Below are 21,195 nucleotides of genomic sequence, written 5' to 3'. Positions count from 1 at the left end.
GTGGTGAGGGCGTGGGGTCGACCGTTGAGCTCGGCGATGGCCACGGCCCACACCACGTTCGTGTGGCCGGTGAGGGTGTGGGTGGTGGTGCCGGTGGTGAGGTCCCACACGCGGACGGTGTGGTCGTTGCTGGTGGTGAGGGCGTGGGGTCGACCGTTGAGCTCGGTGATGGCCACGGCCCACACCACGTTCGTGTGGCCGGTGTAGGTGTGGGTGGTGGTGCCGGTGGTGAGGTCCCACACGCGGACGGTGTGGTCGCTGCTGGTGGTGAGGGCGTGGGGTCGACCGTTGAGCTCGGCGATGGCCACGGCCCACACCACGTTCGTGTGGCCGGTGAGGGTGTGGGTGGTGGTGCCGGTGGTGAGGTCCCACACGCGGACGGTGTGGTCGTCGCTGGTGGTGAGGGCGTGGGGTCGACCGTTGAGCTCGGCGATGGCCACGGCCCGCACCCTGTCGGTGTGGCCGGTGTAGGTGTGGGTGGTGGTGCCGGTGGTGAGGTCCCACACGCGGACGGTGTGGTCGTCGCTGGTGGTGACGGCGTGGGGTCGACCGTCGAGTTCGGCGATGGCCGTCACCGCGTTGGTGTGGCCGGTGAGGGTGTGGGTGGTGGTGCCGGTGGTGAGGTCCCACACGCGGACGGTGTGGTCGTCGCTGGTGGTGACGGCGTGGGGTCGACCGTCGAGCTCGGCGATAGCCACGGCCCACACCGAGCTGGTGTGGCCGGTCAGGGTGTCCACCAGTGATGTGGAGACTTGCTGGTCTGTGGCCCAGCGCACCTGCCAGTGGGAGTCGCTGCGGAGGTGCTCACGAAGTAGTGGGTGGGACAAGCGCGCGGCATCGATGCTGAGGAGTTGCCGCCGTGCGTCGGAGGTGAGGCTGTGGTGGACGCCCCAGGAGGCCCGGTAGACGGCTGCTGACAGGCGCGCCCGTTCGCTGGTGGCGTGGTGGCGCAGCACCCCGGGGAGGACGTGAGGGTCAGCGTGGACGAGGAACTCGCCGTCGGTGAGTAGCTCGTCGAGGCGGCCGGCGTCAGCGGCGTGCTGGGCGGCGTGGCGCAGCAGGTAGGGCGGAGCCAGATGCCACAGCCGTCGACCGGAGCCGTCGCGCGGTACGGCGGCCAGCAGCTGCTCGTACAGCGCCTCGACGGGCCGGAGGGGAGGTGCCGTGGTCACGGTTGTGCCTCCTTGCTGGTGTCGGGGGTGTGAGGGTGGGCGCGCAACCAGTCGGCGAGCCCTTCATGGAAGAGGCGGTAGAGGGTCGTGCCGTCGGTGTCGACGTCGCGGCGCAGGTAGAAGCGGGCCTCGTGGTCCAGCACGGCGTACAGCTCCGGAAGCGGTAGGGGGCCCGGCGGTCGGGCGGCCGCGGACGGTGTGAAGGCGGTCGCCGCGTACGCCAGGACGTGTTCCGGCATGCCGCGTCCCTGAGCGTGGGCCAAGGCGGCGAGCACGGGACGCAACGTTGGCTGGTGTTGGTTGCGGGCCAGGTCCAGGTCCAGGAGCTCGGGCAGCGTGCGCGGTACGCGACGGCCCAGTGCCTGGGCCTCCTCCCGGGTGTCGCACGGAGTGTTCGTGGGGGCCAGGAGGAAGTGCACGTACAGGCCCGCTGCCAAATACTCTCCCCAGCCCTGCAACGGCCGAGCGGGGTCGGTGAGTTCTTCGGCGATGGAGCGGGCCAGGGCTTCGCGGGCCGTGCGCCGGAAACCGAGAGCGTAAGGGCCCTCGGCGGAGAGGAGCTGCTCGACGTAGCGGCGGATGCCCTCCCTGAGCACCTCGGGCGGGGTGTCGCCCAGGTCGATGAGGGCATGAGCCCGCTGGCGGGCGAGGTCGAGCAGGCTGCCGAGCTGAGGCTCGTCTCGGGTGCCGACCAGCAGCCGTAGCCGGCCTCCGGGTGCCAGGGCGTGGCGGGCCAGGGGAACGAGCAGGGCGGTGACGATGTCGGTGGGGCGGTCGGCCTCGTCGAGGGCGTCGATTACGAGGGTGACCGGGCGGCCGTCGTCCGGGACCAGCCGCAGCAGGTGCTCCGCCGGGTTGGCGACGACTTCGCTGTCGTCGGCCTCCGCCGCGTCGCCGGGTCCGGCGTGCAGGTGGCGCAGTTGACGGGCGAGGGCGGCGACGAGTTGGCGCAGGCCCAGGCGGCGCGCGTGGACGACGGCCAGCCGTTCCGCTTCTCCGGGGGCCTGGTCGCGGATCGACTGCCACAGGCGTTCGGTGTGCCGGCGCAGCGCGGGATGGGCGGCGCAGACCAGGACCCCGAGCAGCGCCGACTTGCCGGCCCCCGGCTTTCCCGTGACGACGCGCAGGCCTGGGCCGGCCTTCTCGTCGTCCAGCCATGCCGCCAGCGTCCGCAGCTCGGCCTCGCGGCCGGAGAAGTACCCCTGTCGCCAGTGGCGGCCGACCGGTTCGGCGCCGCCGCCGCGGCGCATGAAGTGCTCGGGGTCCCAGGCCCAGTCCGCCAGGCGCGCGATCTCCGGTGGCAGCGTCGCGGCCACGTCGTCCCCTCCGGCCTGGGAGTAGGAGGGGTTGGGGAAGAACGGCAGGTGGGAGAGGTCGGCGTGCAGGGGGATCAGGCTGCCGGAGATCGTCTGCGGCAGGCCGCCGCCGTCCTCCTCGATCAGCTCGTGCACCGCTCGTTCGACGTCCCGGTAGACCGTCGCCACGGGGATGTGGCGGACGGAGGAGTCGAAACGGAACTCCCCGTCGCGGTACTTCGTCAGCACCCGGGCCACGGCCCGGCTCAACCGGTACCCGTACGCCCGGTCAGTCGGGAGCGTGGCCGCCAGCACCCACGCCCGGCGTCGGGCGGCGTCCATCCGGGAGTGCCAGGCTGTCACGGCGGGCTGGCCCGCGTGGCAGACGTCCAGGATGAACAGGGTCTGTGGGCGGTGACGGTCGGGGTGGTCCTCGATCTTGCCGATCCACGTGCTGACGGGGCTCTCGAAACGTTGCCCGTCCTCGCCTAAGACATACAGCTTGTCGCTGCTGCCCTCGGCGAGTTCGCCGTGGCCGACGACGTGCACGACCAGGACGTTCGTGGACGGGCAGACAACGGCGCGATCGATGCGGTCCTCCGGGCCCAGACGCGACGCGTCGGTCACGACGGAGTGGGGCACGTACCCGAACGCGCGCAGGGCGTCGGCCACGCGCCGCGCGTGTTCCGGGGCCTGCTCCAGCGGTTGCAGGCCAGGGCGCGGCGACTCGCCGTCCTCGTCCATCCGCAGCGCGATGCCGACCGGCACCACGGCGTAGCTCGGCGCCTCGTTCGGTGTCCCGTTCGGCGCCTCGGCTGTCCGCCGCATCACACCCCCGCTTCCGGTGTGCGGTGTCCCCGCCATCCCTCCCAGACTGACCCTAGCAACCGCGTCGTCACTGTGAGAGGCCATCAGCATCAGCTTCAGCTTCGCGCAGACGGACAGCGGCGCAGGGCCGGGCGCGGGGCGACGTCACCGTTCAGCGAACGCCTCTTCCTCCGGTGCCTCCTCCCGATCGCCCACCGTGTCCTCCACCCCTACGGTGAGCGCGTCGATCGCCGTTCGGTACCACCCCACCGGGACCAGGAGACCAGCCGTGCGTCCGTACCGCGTGATCGCGACGTGGGCGCTCTCGTACTCGACGGCGTCCAGTACGCGCGTCAACCCCTCCCGGCCCGCGCGCGAGGTCCGCGACCGTGGTGCCGGGGCCGTGACCGCGCGGCGGGCGGTCGTGTACCAGTGCGGCGGCACCAGGACCGCCGAGACGCGGTCATTCCGGGTGACCTCGCGGTGGACGCGGTGGTGGAGGGCGTCGGCGAGAGCAGGGCCCCAGTGCAGGCGGAGGTCTTCGCTCGGGGCACGGCGCGTGTCGTGGGACATGCACTCATAGTAATTGCGCGAGTCTTGTAAGTGATGTAAGTCTGGTGGGGCTGCGGCAGCAGAACAGCCCCGGGCGGGCGCGTCACCGCCGGCCCGGAGCCTCACCCGAGCCCTCAACCCACTGAGGAGACCGAGCTGTGCGACACCCTAGCCACCTCGTTGCGCCGCGCCTTGGCGGTGACCAGTGACCACCGCCCACGCCACCCCGCCCCCACCCCCGGCCGCATCACCAGCCTCCGAACTCCGCCACCCGCCATCACCCGACGGCGCATCACCATCCGCGGGCGCCGAGGAAGCGCACCGCGCCGAACGCGTTCGCCGTGCTCGGGCCCGTGCGAACGCCGTCACGTACGTCGTCGCCTCGATCGCCACGGCGGCGGCGCTGCTCGGCATGTGGCCCGTGACCCGGGCGGCCGTCGTCGCGGCGGGCATCCCTGCCGAACTGGTCACGCCCGTCGCGTTGACGGTGCTCGGTCTCCTGGAGGGCACGATCGTGGCCTGCGGCATCCGCGCCCGAGCCAACGTCCTGGAAACCGGAGCGACGGGCGTCGACGGGATCGGCCTGTGGGTCGCGGTCGGCGCCTCCGCGCTGATCTCCGCGACCGAGGCGGCGGTGGCCGCGCCGCCCGGAACGTCCACCGGCCAGCAGCTCGTGACCGTGCTCGTGCGGCTGGCCGCCCCGGTCGTCGCGGGGTGGCTGTGGGAGCGGGGCCTGGCACCCGAACGCCGCACGGCTCGGGACATCCGCCTGCGCGAACCCCTTCGAACGCGGCAGCGACGGCACGGAGACGACGCGGTCCCCAACCGCCGCGCCACGATCCGCGCGGCCCGCCTGGCTGATCGGCTGGTAACGGCCGACGAGGAGCGCCTGACGCCGAGACAACGTTGGGTTCTCCGCCGGCTGCGCCACGCCCTCCGCGCCTCCGGCGCCGCGCACGACGCGACCGTTCGCCGCTTCCTCCTCGCCGACCTCGCCCTCTCACGAAACGCCTTCTCGCTCTCCCGTGTCCGCCCACCCTCACCCTGGGAGCTCACCACCGAGAGGAGGAAACCCGACGCGGACGAGCTGCCGCGTCACGTACACCCGCTTATCAACGTTCGCCGTGCCCACGTGCCGCCCCCGGCCGCCCCGGAGACATCTCCGGAGAACGGGCCGGAGAGCTCACTGGAGAGCGCCGGCTCCGTCCGCCTCCCGAGCGGACGTGAAGCCTTCTCCGCCGGCGAACTGGACATCGCCCGTCGACTCTTCGAGGAGTTCGCGGAGAGGTTCGGCAGGGAGCCCTCCGTCAACGCCGTGGGCAAGGCCATCTCGCGTCGTTGGGCACGGGCGAAACGAGTGCACGCGGCGGTGCGCGCCGAACGTGCCGCCTGAGCCCGAGCATCGACGACCGCTCGTCGCCCTCGCCTCCGGTGACTCTGCCGAAGAGCTCACCGGGCTCATGCGCCGCGTCGCGCGTCGCGGAAGGACGGGGAGGAGAACCTGCTCACGTAGGCGTCGAGGTGCTCTGCCTCGAACTCCTCGACGCTCCAGTTGCGGGCGAGCACCTCCTCCGCGTCCCAGACGTACGCCCATCCCTGCCTGCCGCTGTCGAGCCGCAGCCGGCGCAGGACGTACAGGTCGTCCTCGAAGCGGTCGAGGACGTTCCATTCCTCTGCGCTCAGATCGGTGTAGAGCCGGCCCTGAACAGACTCGCCCGGGGCCGGCACCAGCCCGGGGTACACGCGGTTCCGCAAGCTGGCGGCACGCCACCCGCGAGCGGTGTCGGAGGCGCTCGCAGGCACCCTGCCGAGCAGACCGTTGATGACGCGGTCGACTCGGAGGGTCCCGTAGGTGAAGAGGCTGTCGGGCGAGGTCGGGAGGCGACTCATGCCAGGCATGATGTGCCCTTGGCGCGCCCTTCGGAAGAAGTGAGTTCACGCAGTCCTCGCCGACGCCCACCTCGCTGTGTACCTGTACGAGATGAGCACCAGCCGGCCTACGATCGCGGCCGGCGCCCCTCCAGATCACCGCGAGCCCTCCCTCACCAACCGGTGGCGGTACCGGGCTCGTCTCACCGCTGTGGCGGATCGTCCGAGGTGGTCTCAGGAGTCATTCGTTCCGCCCGTGCGCGTTCGCTCTGAGACCATTCGCGCTGGGTCACAGCTCCGTTCAGGCGGCGGACGAGATCTGCGCGAGAAGCCGTACTTGCAGGTTTCGGGAGCTTGTCGAAGGTGTCGGGAAGGACGTCGAGCAGGCTACGAATCTCTTCGCTGGTCCTGACCGTCAGCAGCAGCAGGCACCGCCACTGGGGCGACACCTCGGGACGGTGGCTGAGCTGGTGCACGAGTATGGGGAACAGGTAGTGCGTCGCCTCAGCGGCCACATGCTGGCGCAGCCAGTCGACCGGCAGACGCTGGCTGAAACCGTATGCGGCGGCCTCCCGTTCCAAGGCGAGAAGCTGCTCGGTATCGACAGCTCGAATGGTACGAGGAAGGTCCGGGGTCATCCCGAAATCATGGCAGCCGGGCCTCCTCACACGGACTGAGACCAACGAGGACGGCCGGTCGCATCAGGTCAGGACGCCCATCGACGTGATCAGCACCGCGACCATGAGGACGGCCAGCAGGAGCGGCGATGCCAGGAGGCCCGTCAGGAGCGGGCGTGCCTCCCTGAACGGGACGATCCGAGGGTAGGTCCTGTTGAGTTCCCTCGCGGTGACCGGCGCGTTCGGCCCGCTCCTGGGAGCCCGGGGTGGCGCGTGAACTGGTTCAGGTCGTGTGGGGTGTACAACGCAGGGTTGAGCCGGAGCATGACCCTGCCCTGGGCGTCCAGCACGCACAGCGCGAGGTAGGGCACCTCCTGGGGCGGAACGGGCGTTCCGCTGTTCGTGTGAGGAGCTCTTACCCGACGTGGATGCTGATCTGGTCGAGCAGGTCCCTGACGTCGCGGATGGAGCGGTGAGGGGTCATGGCCTTCTGTGCTGTCTTCAGCTGCTGGATGGTGCGGGTTGAGCCGACACCGGATTCGATCAAGGCCAGGGTCTGGCGGGTGGCGGCGACGGCGTGGTCCAGTTCGCCGTTGTGCAGGGCGGCTACGGCAAGCCGGACCAGGCACATGCCTCTGTTTCGGTTGTGGGCGGCGTCCTGCATCCTTGCCGAGTGGACCAGCAGGCGCTGGGCGCGAGCCGACTGGCCCAGGTCGATGCGGCACATGCCTTCCAGGCAGGTCAGCTCGGCCTGGTTCAGGAAGTGGGTCCAGTCGGGATCGTCCGGGCTCGGGCCGCGTTCCCACTCGCGCCGGGCATGGTGGAGGGACGCCTCGCAGGCGCGGGAGTCGCCGAGGCTGGCGTGGCCCTGGGCCTCTCGGACGGCCAGGACCGAGCGGGCCCGCGGAGTGGCGCGCCAGCTGGTCATGTGGGACCGGGCCCGTTGGCAGAAGAGCACGGCCTCGCGTCCCTTGTTCAGGTCAACGGCCTGCCGGGCCATGACGCTCAGCGTGCGGCAGACGAGGGCGGAGTCGTCGAGCAGCAGGGCGGTGTTGAGCCCTTCGGCGAACAGCGCCCGCGCCTCGGTCTGGCGGCCGGCGTCGTAGGAGTACCACCCGAGGTTGACGGTGAGCGACCCGGCCGCCGCGTGGAGGTCCCACGCAAGCCGCGCGTCGTAGGACCCACAGTCGATCAGTTGGCGCAGCCACCGCAGGTGAGCCTGCGCGGAGCGACGTACGACGTCGCCCCCGAAGCGTTGGTCGATGGCGTCGAGCTCGCGGGCGGCGGAGCGCACCAGCTCGATGTCGGCGGAGCCGACCCGGAACGGCGTGGCGGGGACAGTGGCAGCCGGGTGTGGCGTTCCGACACGCAGGGGCCTGTCCGCATCAGCGACCGGGTGCTCCTCGTCCTCCCTGACGCGCCGCCACAGGCGGACGAGGGCGCCACCGGCTGTCAGCGCGTCGTCCAGCCGGCCGACGAGACCGTCCGGGCAGCGCCGCTGCGCCTTCTCGAACTTGGCGATGTAGGAGCCGCTGACGTTGACCTTCGTACCCAGCTCCTCCTGGGAGAGGCGCCGGACCTCACGCCAGTTGCGGAGCTCACGGCCCCACCAGGCGAGCATGGATGCGGAGTCGTCGAGGGGCTTCGGCCGCTGCGGCACCTGTTCACCTCCGTGCGCCCCTGATGCGGACAACGGCGGGCGCGCCGGCGTTGTCCGCATCCTCCGCAGGATCAGCGTCGTCTCGCGTGAGTCGCATGGCTCCCACTCCTTGGATGCTCACGAATCTGGACACTGTTCGTCGTCACGTGGGCGAGCCCACGTGGGTGAGACCGCGGGGATGGGTCAGGGCCGGCCGACGGCACAGGGACGGGGACGGGGAGAGCCTGAGCGTGCGCACCGGACCCTGGCCTCGTGGCCTGTCAGCTCACCCGAGATCGTTGAACGCCCCGCTCCTGAGCCCTCCCGTGAAGCTCAACCAGGCAGCCTTCGTCAGCCGGAAGCTCGGCCCGCCGGGGTCCTTCGAGTCCCGAACCGCCACGCCCTCCGCGAGGAGGGCCGTCTCGACGCAGTCCTGGGTCGGGCTGGCGCTGTAGCTGCTCTTGAACCAGTTGAGCTCTTCGTCCACGTGATGTCCCTGCTACGTCTTCTGGTGCGTCCTGCGAACCTCGGCTATCAGCCGTGCCGAGGAGTCCGGGTCCAGCGCCTGCTCGCTGAGGTAGGCGAAGGCACTGCTGTAGGGGGCGCGCTCCTCGGGCTTCTCGTGGAAGAGCGCGCCGGTGGTGGTCTCCACGTAGACCACGTCGAGGGCGGGCTCGTGCCCGCTGAGGTAGATGAAGTTGTTGGCGGTCACCGCGTACGCGCCGGCGGCGAACGGCAGGACCTGGATCGTGACGTGGGGCTCCCGTCCGCGCTCCAGCAGGCTGTCGAGCTGCCCGGCCATGGTGTCCGGGCTGCCCACGGCTCGTCGCAGCACCGACTCGTCGAGGATCACGCGGTACTCGGGTGCCTCCGGGCCCCTCACCACGCTCTGGCGCTGCATGCGGGTGTCGAGGAGCCGGTCGAGCGCCTCCTCGGAGAGCGCCTGTTGCGGGGCGGAAGGCAGGGCGGCCGCGTAGTCCCGCGTCTGCAGCAGCCCGGGGACGACCGTTATGGCCAGCTGCTCGATGCGGCGCGCCTCGTTCTCCAGCAGGATGAGGTCGCCGAGCTCACCGGACAGTTCGCCGAGTGCCGGGACCCACCAGCCCTCGGTGGGCGCGGAGTTCTTCGCCAGACCGACGAGCTCCTCGCGGACGTCGTCCAAGACGCCGTACACGCGGCACAGCTGGTCGACCTGGTTCCACCTCACCGTGCCCTTGCCGCCCTCGTAGCGGGAGACGGTCGCCTTGGAGACGCCGGCACGCTCGCCGGCCTCCCTGGCGGACAGGCCGGTCCCCTCGCGCAACGCGCGCAGGCGAAGGCCCAACTGCCGTCGGCGGGTGATCGGCCCCTCCGCCACTGTGCGCCCCCTTCACGGTGGCCTGCTCGTTCTCGACCGGTTCGTTCTCGGCCGCCCTCGTCCTCGGCCACCACCGGGCGGCCAGCAGGACGTTACACGCCGGCACGGACCCGAGGGACGCCCGTTCACGTGTGCGGGCGGCTCATGCGGACAGTTCCACAGTGAGCGTCGCATCATGAGCGGCTCATCGCAATACTCCTGCTCGTCGCACCCCCGAACCACCAAGGGGTTCCCATGACCTTGACGACCGCCGCGACGAGCCCCACCCGGCAGCCCGACCTCGAATACGCCGTCACCCTCCCGCGTGCGGCCCGGAACGTCGGCATAGCCCGCGCCGTCCTCCGCCACGCACTGAGCGACTGGGACCTGGACGACCTCGCGGACGCGGCGATGCTGGTGGCCTCCGAGCTGGTGACCAACGCCGTGCAGCACACGACCGGCGCCTCCATAACCGTCACGGTCATCCGCCGCGACCAGGACACGGTGCGCGTCGCCGTGGACGACTCCTCCCTCACCCGGCCCGTTCCCCGGAAGCCCACGGCCGCCGACACCTGTTGGCGAGGGCTGCTCCTCGTCGAGGCCCTTGCGGTCCGGTGGGGCACCGACCGGACGGCCGTGGGCAAGCGGGTGTGGGCCGAGCTCAACCGAGGAGCCGGCTGAGACCCCGGCGCGGAACGAGACCCCGCCGGAGGGCAGGGACGCAGCACCCCCACCTCCACCCCGCATCGCCGCACATTCCCAGCACCGCACAGAACCTAAGGACCGAAGGACCCCGAAACCGTGTCGGACACGACGATCTGCTTCCGCCCGCCGCCCCCTCGCGGCCTCGCCGGATACGCGCTCATCCGCAACCACAGCGCCGAGGTGCTGCTCCTGGAGAAGCGACTGCCGACCCATCCCTCCGAACGGTGGGACCTCCCGGGCGGCAGGACCGAGGGCGGCGACCTCGTCCCCATCGCCTGCCAACACGTGGTGCTCGACCAGACCGGGCTTCGGATCCTGCCGAGTCGGCTCCTGGTGGTCCACCAGACGCCGGGCCGCGGCCGGGCTCCCGAGAACACCAGTTACGTCTTCGACGGCGGCCTGGCGCGCGGCCCCGTCAGCCTCGCCGCCGACTTCGCCGCCCACCGCTGGGCCCGCCCCGACGACATTCGTGCCCTCGTGTCGCCCAGCGCCGCCTGGCGGATCCAGCGCGCCCTCGACACCGCGTACGGCGCGCCCGTCCGCTACCTCTGCGGTGAGCCCCGTGGCTGGTCGCGCCTCGCCTCGTAGCCCCGGCCGCGCGCCGGGGAGGCGGGTCAGGCCGCCATCTCCGCGCGCAGCTGGGCCAACGCGTGCTCGGCGCGTTCGCGAACGTCGGGGAGCCGGCCATCGCCGGTGGTGCGCAGGACACGCTGGATCTGGTGGGGGAGACGCTGACGGTGCGCCTCGTCGACGGCCTGGCGCAGCGTCGCGGCGGCTCTGCCACGGTCGCCGGCCAGGAGACGGACGCGGCCGGCCGTGACCGAGGCGATGACACGCCACTGCGGGGCGGCGGTCGTCGATGGTGGCGGGCCGTCCTCCGCGAGGCGCACCGCGGCGCTGACGCGATCGGTCGCGACCAGCCCTCGCAGCCGGATCTCGTGCAGGGAGTAGGGGTTGAACAGCGAGGTGTGGTCCGTGTCGTCCAGGAGCCTGCCGGTCTCCCGGGTGACGGCGTCGAACAGGTCGCCGCGTCGGGCCTCGCCGGCCGCGCGGGCGAGCAGTGGCAGCACGGCGGCGCGGCCGTCGCGGTCGGGAGCCAACGCGGCGGCACGCCGGAGCCGTTCCACGGCGGCGCCGCGCAGGCCCGCCTTGCGGAGTTCGTTGCCGTGCATGCGCAGCACGTAGGAGGTGAAGCCGGGATCGTGGAAGTGACGGGCGATCTGCAGCGCTCTGGACGTCCAGCGCGCCGCGGTCGGCAGCCGTTCCTCGGGCAGGACGTTCCCGAGGGCGACGCCCAGGCCGACGCGGGCTCGGGCGAGAAGGCGCAGCGTTCCGCGTTCGACGTGGCCGTCCTGAAGGCGGGCCTCCAGGCGGGCCACGAGCGGCCACAGCTCGGCGACGGCCTCGGAGGCGTGCCCGGACTGGCGGGCCATCTCGGCGAGACGGACGGCCGACTCGCCGAACTGGAGCAGGGCGTGGTGGTCGGCGTCGGAGGAGTCGGTCACTCCCAGGACGTGGGCCGGCAGGCGCAGGAGGGCTGCGATCCGTCGCCTGGACGCGACGTCGTTCACGGACCGTTTGCCGAGTTCGAGAGCCGAGATGGTGGTCTTGTCGTAGCCGAGGAGGTCGCTGAGGGCGGTCTGGTTCATGCCGTGGACGGTGCGGTAGAAGCGCAGGATCACCCCGAGATCGCCGCGCGCCAGCACCGCCTGAGCCTGCGGCGTCGCCCAGTGCCACTGACTGCGCCGGGCCAACGGCGGTGGCGCGGGCGTGCGCGAGGGCGGGGGACAGGGCCCGGACATGGTCAGCTACGCCGTCCTCTCAGGGACGTGGCCGTACCAGGTGTGGATCGTCTTCTTGTAGCCGGCGGGCATGGTCAGGGCGTCGACCTGGTCAACGGTGAACAGCCCGACCTGCTTGTGCTCGTGGCTGACGACGGGCGTGGCCTCGGGCGTCAGGACCGTGCAGCCGTAGGTGACGATCAGGACCCGTCGGCCCGGGATCGGCTCGTAGACCCAGACTCCTCCGTCGATGAGCGGGCCCGCCGTGACCTCCCAGCCGGTCTCCTCGCGCAGTTCCCGTTCCACCGTGTGCTCGGGGCTGGCGTCCGCGGCTTCGAGCCGGCCGCCCGGGAGTTCCCACTCCTCGCGCTCGTTCCTCAGCAGCACCACGCGCCGCCGCGCGTCGAGCGCGACGCCCTTGACGGAGACGGGCCAGGTGGGAGGCGTGTAGGTCATGGCGTCCTCGGCGGTCCTCGTCGGGGTGCGGGCATGCGCGGCGAAACGGCTTCGGAACCTACCACCCACCACGAGCGAGAACGCCGAAGTGGGCGACATGCCCGAGTCGACAGTCTGTCGCTTACCGGACCAGCGCCGCATACGGACAGTGTGGCTTCGTTCACTTCAAGCGGCAGCGTTTGTTCGGCAGTCTGGGAGGCAGTTGGTGATCCACTGGCCTGCTGATGTTCACGAGAAAAGAAGGCAGTCTGATGTTCGAGCGTCCGGGATGATCCGGGGGAGTTCGGATCCGCGAGGGAAGGAACAGCGCGATGGCGATCAGAGGGCTGAGCCCGGAGAGGACGGCCCGCCTTGAAGCGCTCGTCGACGAGTGCCGGCCGCTGTTGGCAGGGAATGACGGGATGGTTGCCGTGCAACGGCTGCTGTGTGAACGGCGGGTCGAGGTGCTTGATGCGGTGGTGATCACGCGTGAACTGCTGGGGGCGGATCCGACGTCGCTCGCGGAGGCGAAGACCATCGTTCTGACGAGCCCGGGCAGAGGGCGTGAGCTGCGGGAGCATGAGCAGTTCATGGATGGCTTGGAGCAGAACGGTGCCTTCGACCAGTGACAATCGGCAGGTCGGCACCCCGCCACCCGCGAAGGGTGGCGGGTTGAAGGACAGCCGTCAGACGACCGTGGCTGGTTGTTCGGCCCGGGCCCGGGTGGAGGCGAGCCGGTAGGAGTCGGTGCCGGTCTCGATGATCGTGCCGTTGAAGGTCAGGCGGTCCACGATGGCCGCGCAGAGGCGGGGGTCGGTGAACGTCTTCGTCCACCCCCCGAAGGATTCGTTGGAGGCGATGGCGACGCTGTTCTTCTCCTCGCGCTCGGTCAGCACCTGGAAGAGCAGTTCGGCCCCGTGCCGGTCCAGTTCCATGTAGCCGAGCTCGTCGATGAGTAGGGGGTCACCGAGGGCAGCGGCCTGGTGTCCGGCGGCAGGTGGGCAAGGCGCCACTGATCCACCTGACCGACGGTCGGGACGTCCACGCGGACCTGGCGCGCCAGCGGCCCAACGCCGCAGCCGCGTTCGCCGACCCTCGCGCGGCGTTCTTCGGCGGCGCCGACGGTGTCTTCGCGCCCGTCTTCGCCTTCTCGGCGGAGAAACGCGTCACGCTGCGACTGCGGCAGGACGACCTCGTCCGGTGGAACCCGCTCACCGAGCCCCACGTCGCTTCGCTCCGCGCGGCCATCGCTCGCCACCGGCAGCCGCTGGCGTTGACGGCCGGGCAGGGGTACCTCCTGGACAACCACCGGTGGCTCCACGCACGGGCCCGTTTCGACGGCGACCGCCTCTGCTACCGCGCGTTGGGCATGCCCCGCTTCCCGCTGCCCCACGGCTTCGCGCCCGCGGGCGCGGCCTCGACGCCGGTCCGCGACGACAGCGCGGACGTCCCGTTGCCGTCGTCATGCCGCTGACCAGACCTCCGGCGCTCCCGCCTCCCCACCTCCCCCCATCACCGACTCCCGGACAGGCAGCCACGTGACGCCACCATCTGACGCTCCTCCCAGCACCACCGACGAGACGCCGGGCGCGGACAGCCTGCGCGACGCCATGGTCGCCGCGTTGCGCGCGTCGGGCACGATCCGCAGCAGCCCGATCGCGGACGCGTTCCGCACGCTGCCACGCCACCTGTTCGCGCCCGGCGAGCCGCTGGAACGCGTGTACGCCGCCGACAGTGCCCTGGTCACCAAGCGCGACGGCAGCGGGGCCGCGACCAGCGCCGTCTCCGCCGCCCACACTCCAGGCCCACGGCTTCGCCGATCTCGTCTCTGTCTGCGGTCTCGGCGTCCGCAACATCCCCGCCCACCTCAACGTCGCGCTCGACACCGCCCGAACGACTCTTGCCAGCACACTCGCCAACCAGACCAGCACTGGCACGGCGCCACCGTGATCCTGTTTCCTCGCCGTCTGCGGACCGTAGTTGCTGGCATGATGGTGCTCATGTTCACGAACCGAAAGGCCGATGCCGCGTAAGCGGCCAGGCGCTCTGCGCGCTGAACAGTCTCGCCGTGTCGCGTGGAGCTTGCCTCCAGACCGGATCCACGGCCTCTCTGCACGAACCAGCCTCGCGATAGATCAAGTAGAGAGGCTCTCCAGCGACTACCACGTCTACCCTGGCGGTACCGACCGTGCGCTGCGGCGGTATCGAGCGTTCCTGCAACCACCCGGACGACGCCCCCTTTACCCGCAGGACGCTGAGTGTTCGTGCCGCGGCTGTTCTTTCGACGACGTGCGGCATGCTCGCGACGTGCTTGACGAGGTCATGCGGCAGTTGCCTCCCAGGCCCCGCACCGAGCTCGAACGCCGAGTGCGCGTCCTGGATGCCACATACGCCAAGCGCACGCTCCCGGATCCGTTCGCCACGCATCGGCAGTGGCGCTCCGACCTCTGGTGGCGGCGCCGTCTGGCCGGTGGCCGGGAAGCTGGGTGAGGAGCCCGACCTGCTGTGAAAGGGGCATTGCGTGGCTGGCGTGGTCACGGCGCTTCGTCCTGGGCAAGTCCACTGACCGGGCCGAGTTCGCGATGCTTCGGCAAAGTGGTGACCGCCCCTGCGCCGTGGGGAGCGGATACGGGCCACCGAGGCCGGCCGTGAGTGCCCTTCGCAGAACCGCATCCTGCTGTCGCCTTGCCGCTGCGGACGAGTCGAGCAGTTCCAACGCCGAACCACCGCAGCAGATCGTGGCCCCGCGACGGTCGAGTCAGCAGCGCCAGTCGTCGGGCATTGCCGCTGGTCGGATGCGTTTCGCAGTGAGCGAGACCTTAGCTTCCACGTCCATCCATGGGCTGGGCGGCGGTGTCATCAGACGAGCGCGATTTGATCGTTTGGTTCGCGGGTGAGTGTCCTCATCGTGTAGTTCCGTCGCATGCTCCGCAGAGGCTGTTGCCTGTGGGAAAGACACGACGACTGCGGCAGGTGGGGCAGTAGGGCCAGCCCATGCAGGCCGCGCAGCGGCGGTGTCCCGGGACGGGTGGGACACCGCAGTCGTCGCACTCGGGTAGGGGCGGCGTCGCGATGTGGCGGCCGAAGGGCGGAGGGGTGTAGGTCTCGCTGCGCGACGATGCGCTGGCGGGCTGGGGCGGGGGCGTCGGCGCATCCGGGATGTGGGTGATGCGGCGGGCGAGGAAGGCGGCGGGGTGGTTGATGGTTGCTGGGAGGCCGCCGGTGAGGGCGGCGCGCAACGCGAGCGGGTCCCAGCCGGTGGCGAGCAGCGCGTCGAGCCGTTCTCCCTGACGGCTCAGGGCCTGACCGCCGATGGCGAGGCGGGAGTCGTCTGACCCGATCTCCAGGAGGAGCGACGTGCCGGCGCTGGAGGGCTCGGTCGGCCTCCGTTCCCGCTCGCGTGCGCGCGCGGCTGGGCGGGAGAGGGAGGGAGGGGGCGCGTCGGTCTTCTGGTGGTTGGTCTTCTTGCTGTTGGTCTTCTGAGGGCTCGGGGCGACCGACGCCGGTTCGTCCGTCGTCGGGATTTCCGACGACGGTCGTGACGTGCGAGCTTGCGGGGTCGGTGGCGTGGCGGACCCGGCTCGTCGGGGGGAGTCGGTGATGCGGTAGACGGCCGTGCCCATGCGGCCGCGCTCGTCGCGCTCCTGGTGCCGTGCGAGATAGCCGTACCGCTCCAGCTCCCGCAGCCCGGACATGATGGCCTCGCGCCCCTCCGGTCCGGATCGCACGAGGGACTCGACCGTCAGGCCGTAGCCGTCGCGGTGGGAGGAGATCTCCAGGAACAGGCCCCGTGCCCTGCGGCTCAGCCGCTTGTCGCGGGCCAGCTGGTTGGAGACCTGGGTGAAGCGGTCCGCGGCCATGTGTCCGCGCTCGATGCGACCGTAGCGGCTCATCGGATCATCCGCCGAGCTGAGGCTTCGGCTGGCTCGTGCATCGAGGCGGTCCGCCGCTCGCGGCGCGGAGTTCGCCCCGGTCGCACGTGGGGACCAGGGCTCGGGTGGGAGGGCGCACTGCCGCTCCGCCCTGCCAGAGCCTCGTAAACACGTGTTTTCACTTAGTGCAGTGAATCAGTCGCTTCGGGTAAAGTCCATAAACAAACGTAGGGATTGCAGATGGTGTCGGGTCTGCCCCAGTCGCCGGGCGACTGGCGGGCGTTCGCCCGCGCCCCGAATCGAGGGAAGTCACCGTGAAGCGCGAGGAGTTGCTGAAGCTCTCCGATGTTCTCGACACGATCGGCGTGAGCCGAGCGGCCTTCTACCGCATGCGAGCCCGGGGACAGGCGCCGCGTCTCCACAAGCTGCCCAACGGGCACATCCGCGTCCGCCGCAGCGACCTCGACGCCTGGCTGGACGGCCTGGCCGTCGAGACGGCCGCCTGATCACGATCCTCACGAGGGAGAGGCTGCCGTCTTGGCTCACACGTTCGATGTCCGGATCTGGTCGATCCGGCAGCGAGCCGGCGTTCGTCAGAGCTCCGCCGAGCTGCGCTGGAAGGTGGGGCAGACCCCCCACTCGGAGACGTTCCGTACGAAGACGCTCGCCGACAACCGTCGGGCGGAGCTGCTGGTGGCCCTCCGGCGCGGTGAGGCCTTCGACGAGGCAAGCGGGCTGCCGCTGTCCGAGTTGCGGCTGCTGAAGGACGTCAGCTGGTATCAGCACGCGCGGAACTACATCGAGATGAAATGGGACAGGTCGCCCGCCTCGACCCGTCGAACGTTGGCGGAGGCCATGGCCACCGTGACGCCCGTACTCGTGACGGACACCAAGGGCATGGCCGACCCGCGAACCGTCCGGACCGCGCTCTACGGCTGGGCGTTCAACAGGAACCGATGGTCGGAGGAACCGCCGCCGGAGGTGGCGGCGGCCTTGGCGTGGTTCGAGCAGAAGGCGTTGCCGACATCGGCGCTGGCCGACCGGATGGTCGTGCGGCGGGCGCTGGACGGGCTCACCAGGAGGCTGGACGGAACGACGGCCGCCGCCACGTCGATCCGTCGCAAGCGTGCGATCTTCCACAACGCCCTGGTTCACGCCGTGGACGCGGACCTGCTGGCGGAGAATCCCATCGCGCGGGTCAGCTGGACGTTGCCCGAGCCGGTGGAGGAGGAGGTCGATCCGGCGTCGGTGCCGAGCCCTGAACTCGCGGCGAAGTTGCTGGAAGGCGTCCGGGGGCAGGGATCGCGGGGGCGGCGGCTGGTGGCGTTCTTCGGCTGCATGCTTTATGCCGCCAGCCGGCCGGCGGAGATCATCCCGCTCCAGCGGGCGTCCTGTCAGAGCCTGCCTCGTCGAGGGTGGGGCGTGCTGCGGCTCCAGGAGACACGTCCCCGGGCGGGGAGCGCGTGGACGGACAGCGGGGAGGCGCACGACCGGCGTGGTCTGAAGAAGCGGTCGCGGAAGGCTGCGAGAGTGGTGCCGATCCCGCCCGAGTTGGTGAGCCTGTTGCGGTGGCACCTGGAGGCCTACGGGACGGCGCCGGACGGTCGGCTCTTCCGAACGTCACGGGGTGGGCTGGTCCAGGAGAGCGGCTACGGCGAGGTGTGGGCGCGGGCCCGGCGCGCGGTGCTGTCACCACGGGAGGCGGACTCGCCGCTGGCGCAGCGGCCGTACGACCTGCGACACGCCGCCGTGTCGTGGTGGCTGGCCTCCGGTGTGGACCCACAGACGGTCGCCAGACGCGCGGGACACAGCGTCGCGGTGTTGTTCCGGGTCTACGCGAAGTTCATCAACGACAGCGACGACGCCGCGAACGCCAGGATCTCCGCGCGGTTGAGGCAGCGGGGCTGAGGCCGGGATGCTGCCGGTTTCCGTCCACGATGCCCCATACCGCGCTGGCCGAGGGACGCCGACGCTTCGCCACCGAGCTGACTTGCCGGCACGGCGCCACGCTGCACGCGGTGTGGTTGCCGTCAGGCCGGTGCTCGTTGGGCGCGAGCGATCTACCACCCTCGGCCGTTCCTTCGACAGTCCGTGCGGCATCCTGTAGCCAGGTGGCGCGGGCGTGCGCTGGCGTGGATTCTGGCTCCTGCTCGGCTGACGCTCTGACCTGCGGCTTTGCATTACCGCCCGACTGCTGCAGATTATGGAGACGATTCCGCCACCTGGGACACCATGACCTGGGACTTTACCGTCGGGTCGTCATCCACCCTGGAGGGTTCGCAACTAGTGCCGCCAGACGATGTCCTCCCTGGGGTACGTGTCGTCATCCACCCTGGAGGGTTCGCAACACTACCCACGTGGCGTCAATGGAGGCGTTCCCCAGAACGGGTCGTCATCCACCCTGGAGGGTTCGCAACACGGACGCGAAATCCGTGCTGATCATGACGTGTCCCGTCGTCATCCACCCTGGAGGGTTCGCAACTGCAGCTCGGGCGCCCACCGCCACGCGCGGGCAGCCGGTCGTCATCCACCCTGGAGGGTTCGCAACGCTACCGCCGCTCGGGCGGACAGTGGATGTCCTCCGTCGTCATCCACCCTGGAGGGTTCGCAACGCTGGATTTACACCGAGGGCGCCGGCGATCCTGCGGAGTCGTCATCCACCCTGGAGGGTTCGCAACGCGGCCTCCGCGACGGTGACCGGGCGGACGTAGACGGGGCGTCATCCACCCTCAACGGCACGTTGCTGATTCTCGCCTCGGAGGGTGGCGCGTGCCGGCCCTGGCAATAGGGGTGGATCAACGACGAGGAGCTGCGCGACCCTGGCCGGTGGCTCATGTCCGGCGCCGAGGTACGGGAAGCCCGACGGCCACCTGGCGGGGAGTGGCGGGAAGCTCCCGACGCCTCGCAGCGCCGCGTTTCTGTCCACGAATACCCCACACGCGCTGGTCAGCAGGCGAAACACGGGGAAGCAAATTGGGCATATCGGGACATTGGGGCGCGGGGGGTGTTCGAGAAAAACGAAGCGGCCCCCGACCGCGTTGATGCAGGTCAGAGGCCGTTTCCACTGGGGTGGCGGCGCCAGGATTCGAACCTGGGAAGGCTGAGCCGGCAGATTTACAGCGGGCCGGCTAGCCGACTGGCGCAGCGTGCCTGACCTGCGCGTTCCTTTCACCGCGCAGCGCACGGCGCGCTCTCGGGGCACACCCGGGGGCGACATACCAGGGAAGGTTTACGACGGCGGGGATAGCTTGGCCTTGACCACCCCAAGGTCCCCGCATCCGGACCAAGAGACCCCGGCGGCGGACAGCGTGTCGGAAGGGACGACGCGTTGGTCGCACATTCTCGTCCCCGTATCTGCGGGGCCGACGCGTCGCGCGTCGAGTTCGGCGCGAAGCAGGGGGCCATCCCCGTGGATGCGGGGACGACGGTGAGGTCGAGTCCGGCGGCCCGGGCGGCGTCCGGAGCGCCTTCCGCGGGTGTGGGGACGACACCATGACGGGCCCAACTGACCGACCCCACCGGTCGGAGCACCCCTGCGGGCGCGGGGCCGACGAGCACACCTCGGCGGCGCACTATTCCATTCACGGAACACCCCGGCGGCGGGGACGACCCCCGCGGGCGCGGGGACGACCTGCTCGACGGTGACCGTCACGATCTGGGCAGGGAACACCCCCGCAGGCGCGGGGACGACGGTCGCGCTTGAGGGCGGCGCGGTCCGCACCCGGGAACACCCCCGCAGGCGCGGGGATGACGCGCGTGCCCCACGTGGTGGGTCAACTGGCTGGGGAACAACCCTGCAGGCGCGGGGACGACCGCCAAGCCAGCCTGCTCGCGGAGGCGCCTGATGGAACACGCCCGCAGGCGCGGGGACGACGGCGCCGCCGAGGTGGTCGACGAGTACCGCCGCGGAACACCCCGCAGGCGCGGGGACGACGTCCTCGCTGACGAGGACGACTGCGTCGTGCACGGAACACCCCCGCAGGCGCGGGGACGACCGGTGATGTCCAACCACGCGGAGCCGGTCCAGAGGAACACCCCCGCAGGCGCGGGGACGACGCAGGCGCGAGCGCCAGCACACGGCGGGCCTTCGGAACACCCCCGCAGGCGCGGGGACGACCCGCCATCTCTGCGAACCCTGTTCCACCTGGCCGGAACACCCCCGCAGGCGCGGGGACGACCGCCCGTCTCGGGCCCGTCCGGGCCGTTCCTCGGGAACACCCCCGCAGGCGCGGGGACGACTGGCGCAGGCGTACGGGGTCACCCCCCGCGCCGGGAACACCCCCGCAGGCGCGGGGACGACTCGTCGACGCCGAAGCACGCGCTCGCCTGGAGGGGAACACCCCCGCAGGCGCGGGGACGACGACACCGGCAGCAGGTCCACCACCACGTCGATGGGAACACCCCCGCAGGCGCGGGGACGACCCCACGGTCGCCGAGCTGGAGGCCGCGAGCGACGGAACACCCCGCAGGCGCGGGGACGACCGCGCCGAGCAGCGGCGCGGCGTCGAGTACGAGGGAACACCCCCGCAGGCGCGGGGACGACGTCGGGCGGGCATCACGGCCAGGCCCCGTACGGGGAACACCCCCGCAGGCGCGGGGACGACTACTGCCCCGAGCCCGACGACACCGACAAGGAAGGAACACCCCCGCAGGCGCGGGGACGACGCCTGCTCCTCGGCCAGTCGATCCTTGAAGAGCGGAACACCCCCGCAGGCGCGGGGACGACGGTGCGGTGGGGGCTCCGGCTGATGCCCCGGTGGGAACACCCCCGCAGGCGCGGGGACGACGGCGGGGGCGTTTGTGACCGGTGGCGGTCCGGTGGAACACCCCCGCAGGCGCGGGGACGACGCCTGGGTGAGCTGCGCCTCGGTGGGGGTGGCGGGAACACCCCCGCAGGCGCGGGGACGACCGGCGATGTGGCCCAGGCGGAGGTTCCCCTCGGGGAACACCCCCGCAGGCGCGGGGACGACGCCTCCAGGCGGGCGAGCCCGTCGAGCCCTCAGGGAACACCCCGCAGGCGCGGGGACGACCCCTCCCCGTCCGCGCCGCCGTTGCCGGGCATGGGAACACCCCCGCAGGCGCGGGGACGACCCCCTCCACCTGGCCCTTGAGGGC

General features: G+C 71.1%; 18 protein-coding genes, 1 pseudogene and 1 CRISPR repeat array (1 of these 20 running past the window's edge). Of the genes and pseudogenes, 7 read left to right on the top strand and 12 right to left on the bottom strand.

The annotated features are described in order from the left end of the window. The 3 genes from ACTWP5_RS15785 to ACTWP5_RS15775 form a co-directional block, all read right to left on the bottom strand. Nucleotides 1–1,172: WD40 repeat domain-containing protein (locus tag ACTWP5_RS15785; protein WP_443221579.1), on the bottom strand; the 1,172-nt coding region annotated here is incomplete at its 3' end. Continuing rightward, nucleotides 1,169–3,295 (bottom strand): AAA family ATPase, encoded by a 2,127-nt coding sequence (locus tag ACTWP5_RS15780; protein ID WP_443221578.1) that lies wholly within the window; start codon nucleotides 3,293–3,295, stop codon nucleotides 1,169–1,171. The genes ACTWP5_RS15780 and ACTWP5_RS15785, both read right to left, overlap by 4 nt. A gap of 144 nt (nucleotides 3,296–3,439) precedes the next feature. Then, entirely contained in the window at nucleotides 3,440–3,847 is a 408-nt protein-coding gene (locus tag ACTWP5_RS15775; RefSeq protein WP_443221577.1) for a hypothetical protein, read from the bottom strand. 184 nt (nucleotides 3,848–4,031) lie between these two features. Between ACTWP5_RS15775 and ACTWP5_RS15770 the strand changes: the two genes are divergently transcribed. Beyond that, nucleotides 4,032–5,219: a hypothetical protein gene (locus ACTWP5_RS15770; RefSeq protein WP_443221576.1), complete on the top strand. Its 1,188-nt coding sequence runs from the start codon at nucleotides 4,032–4,034 to the stop codon at nucleotides 5,217–5,219. A gap of 65 nt (nucleotides 5,220–5,284) precedes the next feature. Here ACTWP5_RS15770 and ACTWP5_RS15765 read toward each other — a convergent pair whose 3' ends face one another. The 5 genes from ACTWP5_RS15765 to ACTWP5_RS15745 all read right to left on the bottom strand — a co-directional run bounded on the left by ACTWP5_RS15765 (nucleotide 5,285) and on the right by ACTWP5_RS15745 (nucleotide 9,308). Next, a complete protein-coding gene (locus tag ACTWP5_RS15765) occupies nucleotides 5,285–5,716 on the bottom strand; it encodes a gamma-glutamylcyclotransferase family protein (protein WP_443221575.1) in 432 nt (143 codons plus the stop codon). Between the two features lie 182 nt (nucleotides 5,717–5,898). After that, complete coding sequence (locus ACTWP5_RS15760) at nucleotides 5,899–6,333, bottom strand: hypothetical protein (RefSeq protein WP_443221574.1); 435 nt, start codon at nucleotides 6,331–6,333, stop codon at nucleotides 5,899–5,901. A 394-nt stretch (nucleotides 6,334–6,727) separates the two neighbouring features. Further along, nucleotides 6,728–7,972 carry a helix-turn-helix domain-containing protein gene (locus tag ACTWP5_RS15755; RefSeq protein ID WP_443221573.1) on the bottom strand — a complete coding sequence of 415 codons (1,245 nt, stop codon included), beginning with the start codon at nucleotides 7,970–7,972 and terminating at the stop codon, nucleotides 6,728–6,730. 265 nt (nucleotides 7,973–8,237) lie between these two features. Beyond that, nucleotides 8,238–8,438: a DUF397 domain-containing protein gene (locus tag ACTWP5_RS15750; RefSeq protein ID WP_443221572.1), complete on the bottom strand. Its 201-nt coding sequence runs from the start codon at nucleotides 8,436–8,438 to the stop codon at nucleotides 8,238–8,240. Nucleotides 8,439–8,450: 12 nt separating this feature from the next. Next, nucleotides 8,451–9,308 (bottom strand): helix-turn-helix domain-containing protein, encoded by an 858-nt coding sequence (locus ACTWP5_RS15745; protein WP_443221571.1) that lies wholly within the window; start codon nucleotides 9,306–9,308, stop codon nucleotides 8,451–8,453. Between the two features lie 234 nt (nucleotides 9,309–9,542). On the opposite strand from ACTWP5_RS15745, the gene ACTWP5_RS15740 reads away from it, so the two are divergent. Next, on the top strand, nucleotides 9,543–9,968 hold the full coding sequence (locus ACTWP5_RS15740; protein ID WP_443221570.1) for an ATP-binding protein: 426 nt from the start codon (nucleotides 9,543–9,545) through the stop codon (nucleotides 9,966–9,968). A gap of 120 nt (nucleotides 9,969–10,088) precedes the next feature. Further along, on the top strand, nucleotides 10,089–10,580 hold the full coding sequence (locus ACTWP5_RS15735; protein WP_443221569.1) for an NUDIX domain-containing protein: 492 nt from the start codon (nucleotides 10,089–10,091) through the stop codon (nucleotides 10,578–10,580). 26 nt (nucleotides 10,581–10,606) lie between these two features. On the opposite strand, the gene ACTWP5_RS15730 is transcribed toward ACTWP5_RS15735, so the two are convergent. Together ACTWP5_RS15730 and ACTWP5_RS15725 are read right to left on the bottom strand one after the other, a co-directional pair. Next, entirely contained in the window at nucleotides 10,607–11,698 is a 1,092-nt protein-coding gene (locus ACTWP5_RS15730; protein WP_443221568.1) for a hypothetical protein, read from the bottom strand. A gap of 102 nt (nucleotides 11,699–11,800) precedes the next feature. Then, the gene (locus ACTWP5_RS15725) at nucleotides 11,801–12,229 is read right to left on the bottom strand and encodes an NUDIX hydrolase (RefSeq protein ID WP_443221567.1); all 429 of its coding nucleotides are present in this window, start codon (nucleotides 12,227–12,229) and stop codon (nucleotides 11,801–11,803) included. A 311-nt stretch (nucleotides 12,230–12,540) separates the two neighbouring features. On the opposite strand from ACTWP5_RS15725, the gene ACTWP5_RS15720 reads away from it, so the two are divergent. Beyond that, a complete protein-coding gene (locus ACTWP5_RS15720; RefSeq protein ID WP_443221566.1) occupies nucleotides 12,541–12,837 on the top strand; it encodes a hypothetical protein in 297 nt (98 codons plus the stop codon). 57 nt (nucleotides 12,838–12,894) lie between these two features. On the opposite strand, the pseudogene ACTWP5_RS15715 reads toward ACTWP5_RS15720, so the two are convergent. Next, nucleotides 12,895–13,173, bottom strand: a pseudogene (locus ACTWP5_RS15715) (ATP-binding protein); the annotation flags it as partial. Nucleotides 13,174–13,205: 32 nt separating this feature from the next. Between ACTWP5_RS15715 and ACTWP5_RS15710 the strand changes: the two are divergent. Then, nucleotides 13,206–13,682: a hypothetical protein gene (locus ACTWP5_RS15710; RefSeq protein ID WP_443221565.1), complete on the top strand. Its 477-nt coding sequence runs from the start codon at nucleotides 13,206–13,208 to the stop codon at nucleotides 13,680–13,682. A gap of 1,429 nt (nucleotides 13,683–15,111) precedes the next feature. Here the strand turns inward: ACTWP5_RS15710 and ACTWP5_RS15705 are convergent. Then, on the bottom strand, nucleotides 15,112–16,101 hold the full coding sequence (locus tag ACTWP5_RS15705) for a hypothetical protein (RefSeq protein WP_443221564.1): 990 nt from the start codon (nucleotides 16,099–16,101) through the stop codon (nucleotides 15,112–15,114). Between the two features lie 293 nt (nucleotides 16,102–16,394). On the opposite strand from ACTWP5_RS15705, the gene ACTWP5_RS15700 reads away from it, so the two are divergent. Together ACTWP5_RS15700 and ACTWP5_RS15695 are read left to right on the top strand one after the other, a co-directional pair. Then, nucleotides 16,395–16,586: a helix-turn-helix transcriptional regulator gene (locus ACTWP5_RS15700; RefSeq protein WP_443221563.1), complete on the top strand. Its 192-nt coding sequence runs from the start codon at nucleotides 16,395–16,397 to the stop codon at nucleotides 16,584–16,586. A gap of 31 nt (nucleotides 16,587–16,617) precedes the next feature. Next, complete coding sequence (locus ACTWP5_RS15695; RefSeq protein WP_443221562.1) at nucleotides 16,618–17,988, top strand: tyrosine-type recombinase/integrase; 1,371 nt, start codon at nucleotides 16,618–16,620, stop codon at nucleotides 17,986–17,988. Between the two features lie 1,616 nt (nucleotides 17,989–19,604). Then, nucleotides 19,605–21,195: a CRISPR direct-repeat array (repeat unit 28 nt; unit sequence GGAACACCCCCGCAGGCGCGGGGACGAC); it runs 1,745 nt beyond the window's last position.

The sequence above is a fragment of the Streptomyces sp. 4N509B genome, from assembly GCF_052245655.1.
Taxonomy (GTDB): Bacteria; Actinomycetota; Actinomycetes; order Streptomycetales; family Streptomycetaceae; genus Streptomyces.
Note: the sequence above shows the minus strand (reverse complement) of the source record. Positions and strands in the feature narration are given on the sequence as shown.

Bases quoted from the DNA above. Each gene is read 5' to 3' on its own strand.
- ACTWP5_RS15780 (WP_443221578.1), bottom strand. From the start codon at position 3,295: ATGCGGCGGACAGCCGAGGCGCCGAACGGGACACCGAACGAGGCGCCG.
- ACTWP5_RS15775 (WP_443221577.1), bottom strand. From the start codon at position 3,847: ATGTCCCACGACACGCGCCGTGCCCCGAGCGAAGACCTCCGCCTGCAC.
- ACTWP5_RS15765 (WP_443221575.1), bottom strand. From the start codon at position 5,716: ATGAGTCGCCTCCCGACCTCGCCCGACAGCCTCTTCACCTACGGGACC.
- ACTWP5_RS15760 (WP_443221574.1), bottom strand. From the start codon at position 6,333: ATGACCCCGGACCTTCCTCGTACCATTCGAGCTGTCGATACCGAGCAG.
- ACTWP5_RS15740 (WP_443221570.1), top strand. From the start codon at position 9,543: ATGACCTTGACGACCGCCGCGACGAGCCCCACCCGGCAGCCCGACCTC.
- ACTWP5_RS15725 (WP_443221567.1), bottom strand. From the start codon at position 12,229: ATGACCTACACGCCTCCCACCTGGCCCGTCTCCGTCAAGGGCGTCGCG.
- ACTWP5_RS15720 (WP_443221566.1), top strand. From the start codon at position 12,541: ATGGCGATCAGAGGGCTGAGCCCGGAGAGGACGGCCCGCCTTGAAGCG.
- ACTWP5_RS15705 (WP_443221564.1), bottom strand. From the start codon at position 16,101: ATGAGCCGCTACGGTCGCATCGAGCGCGGACACATGGCCGCGGACCGC.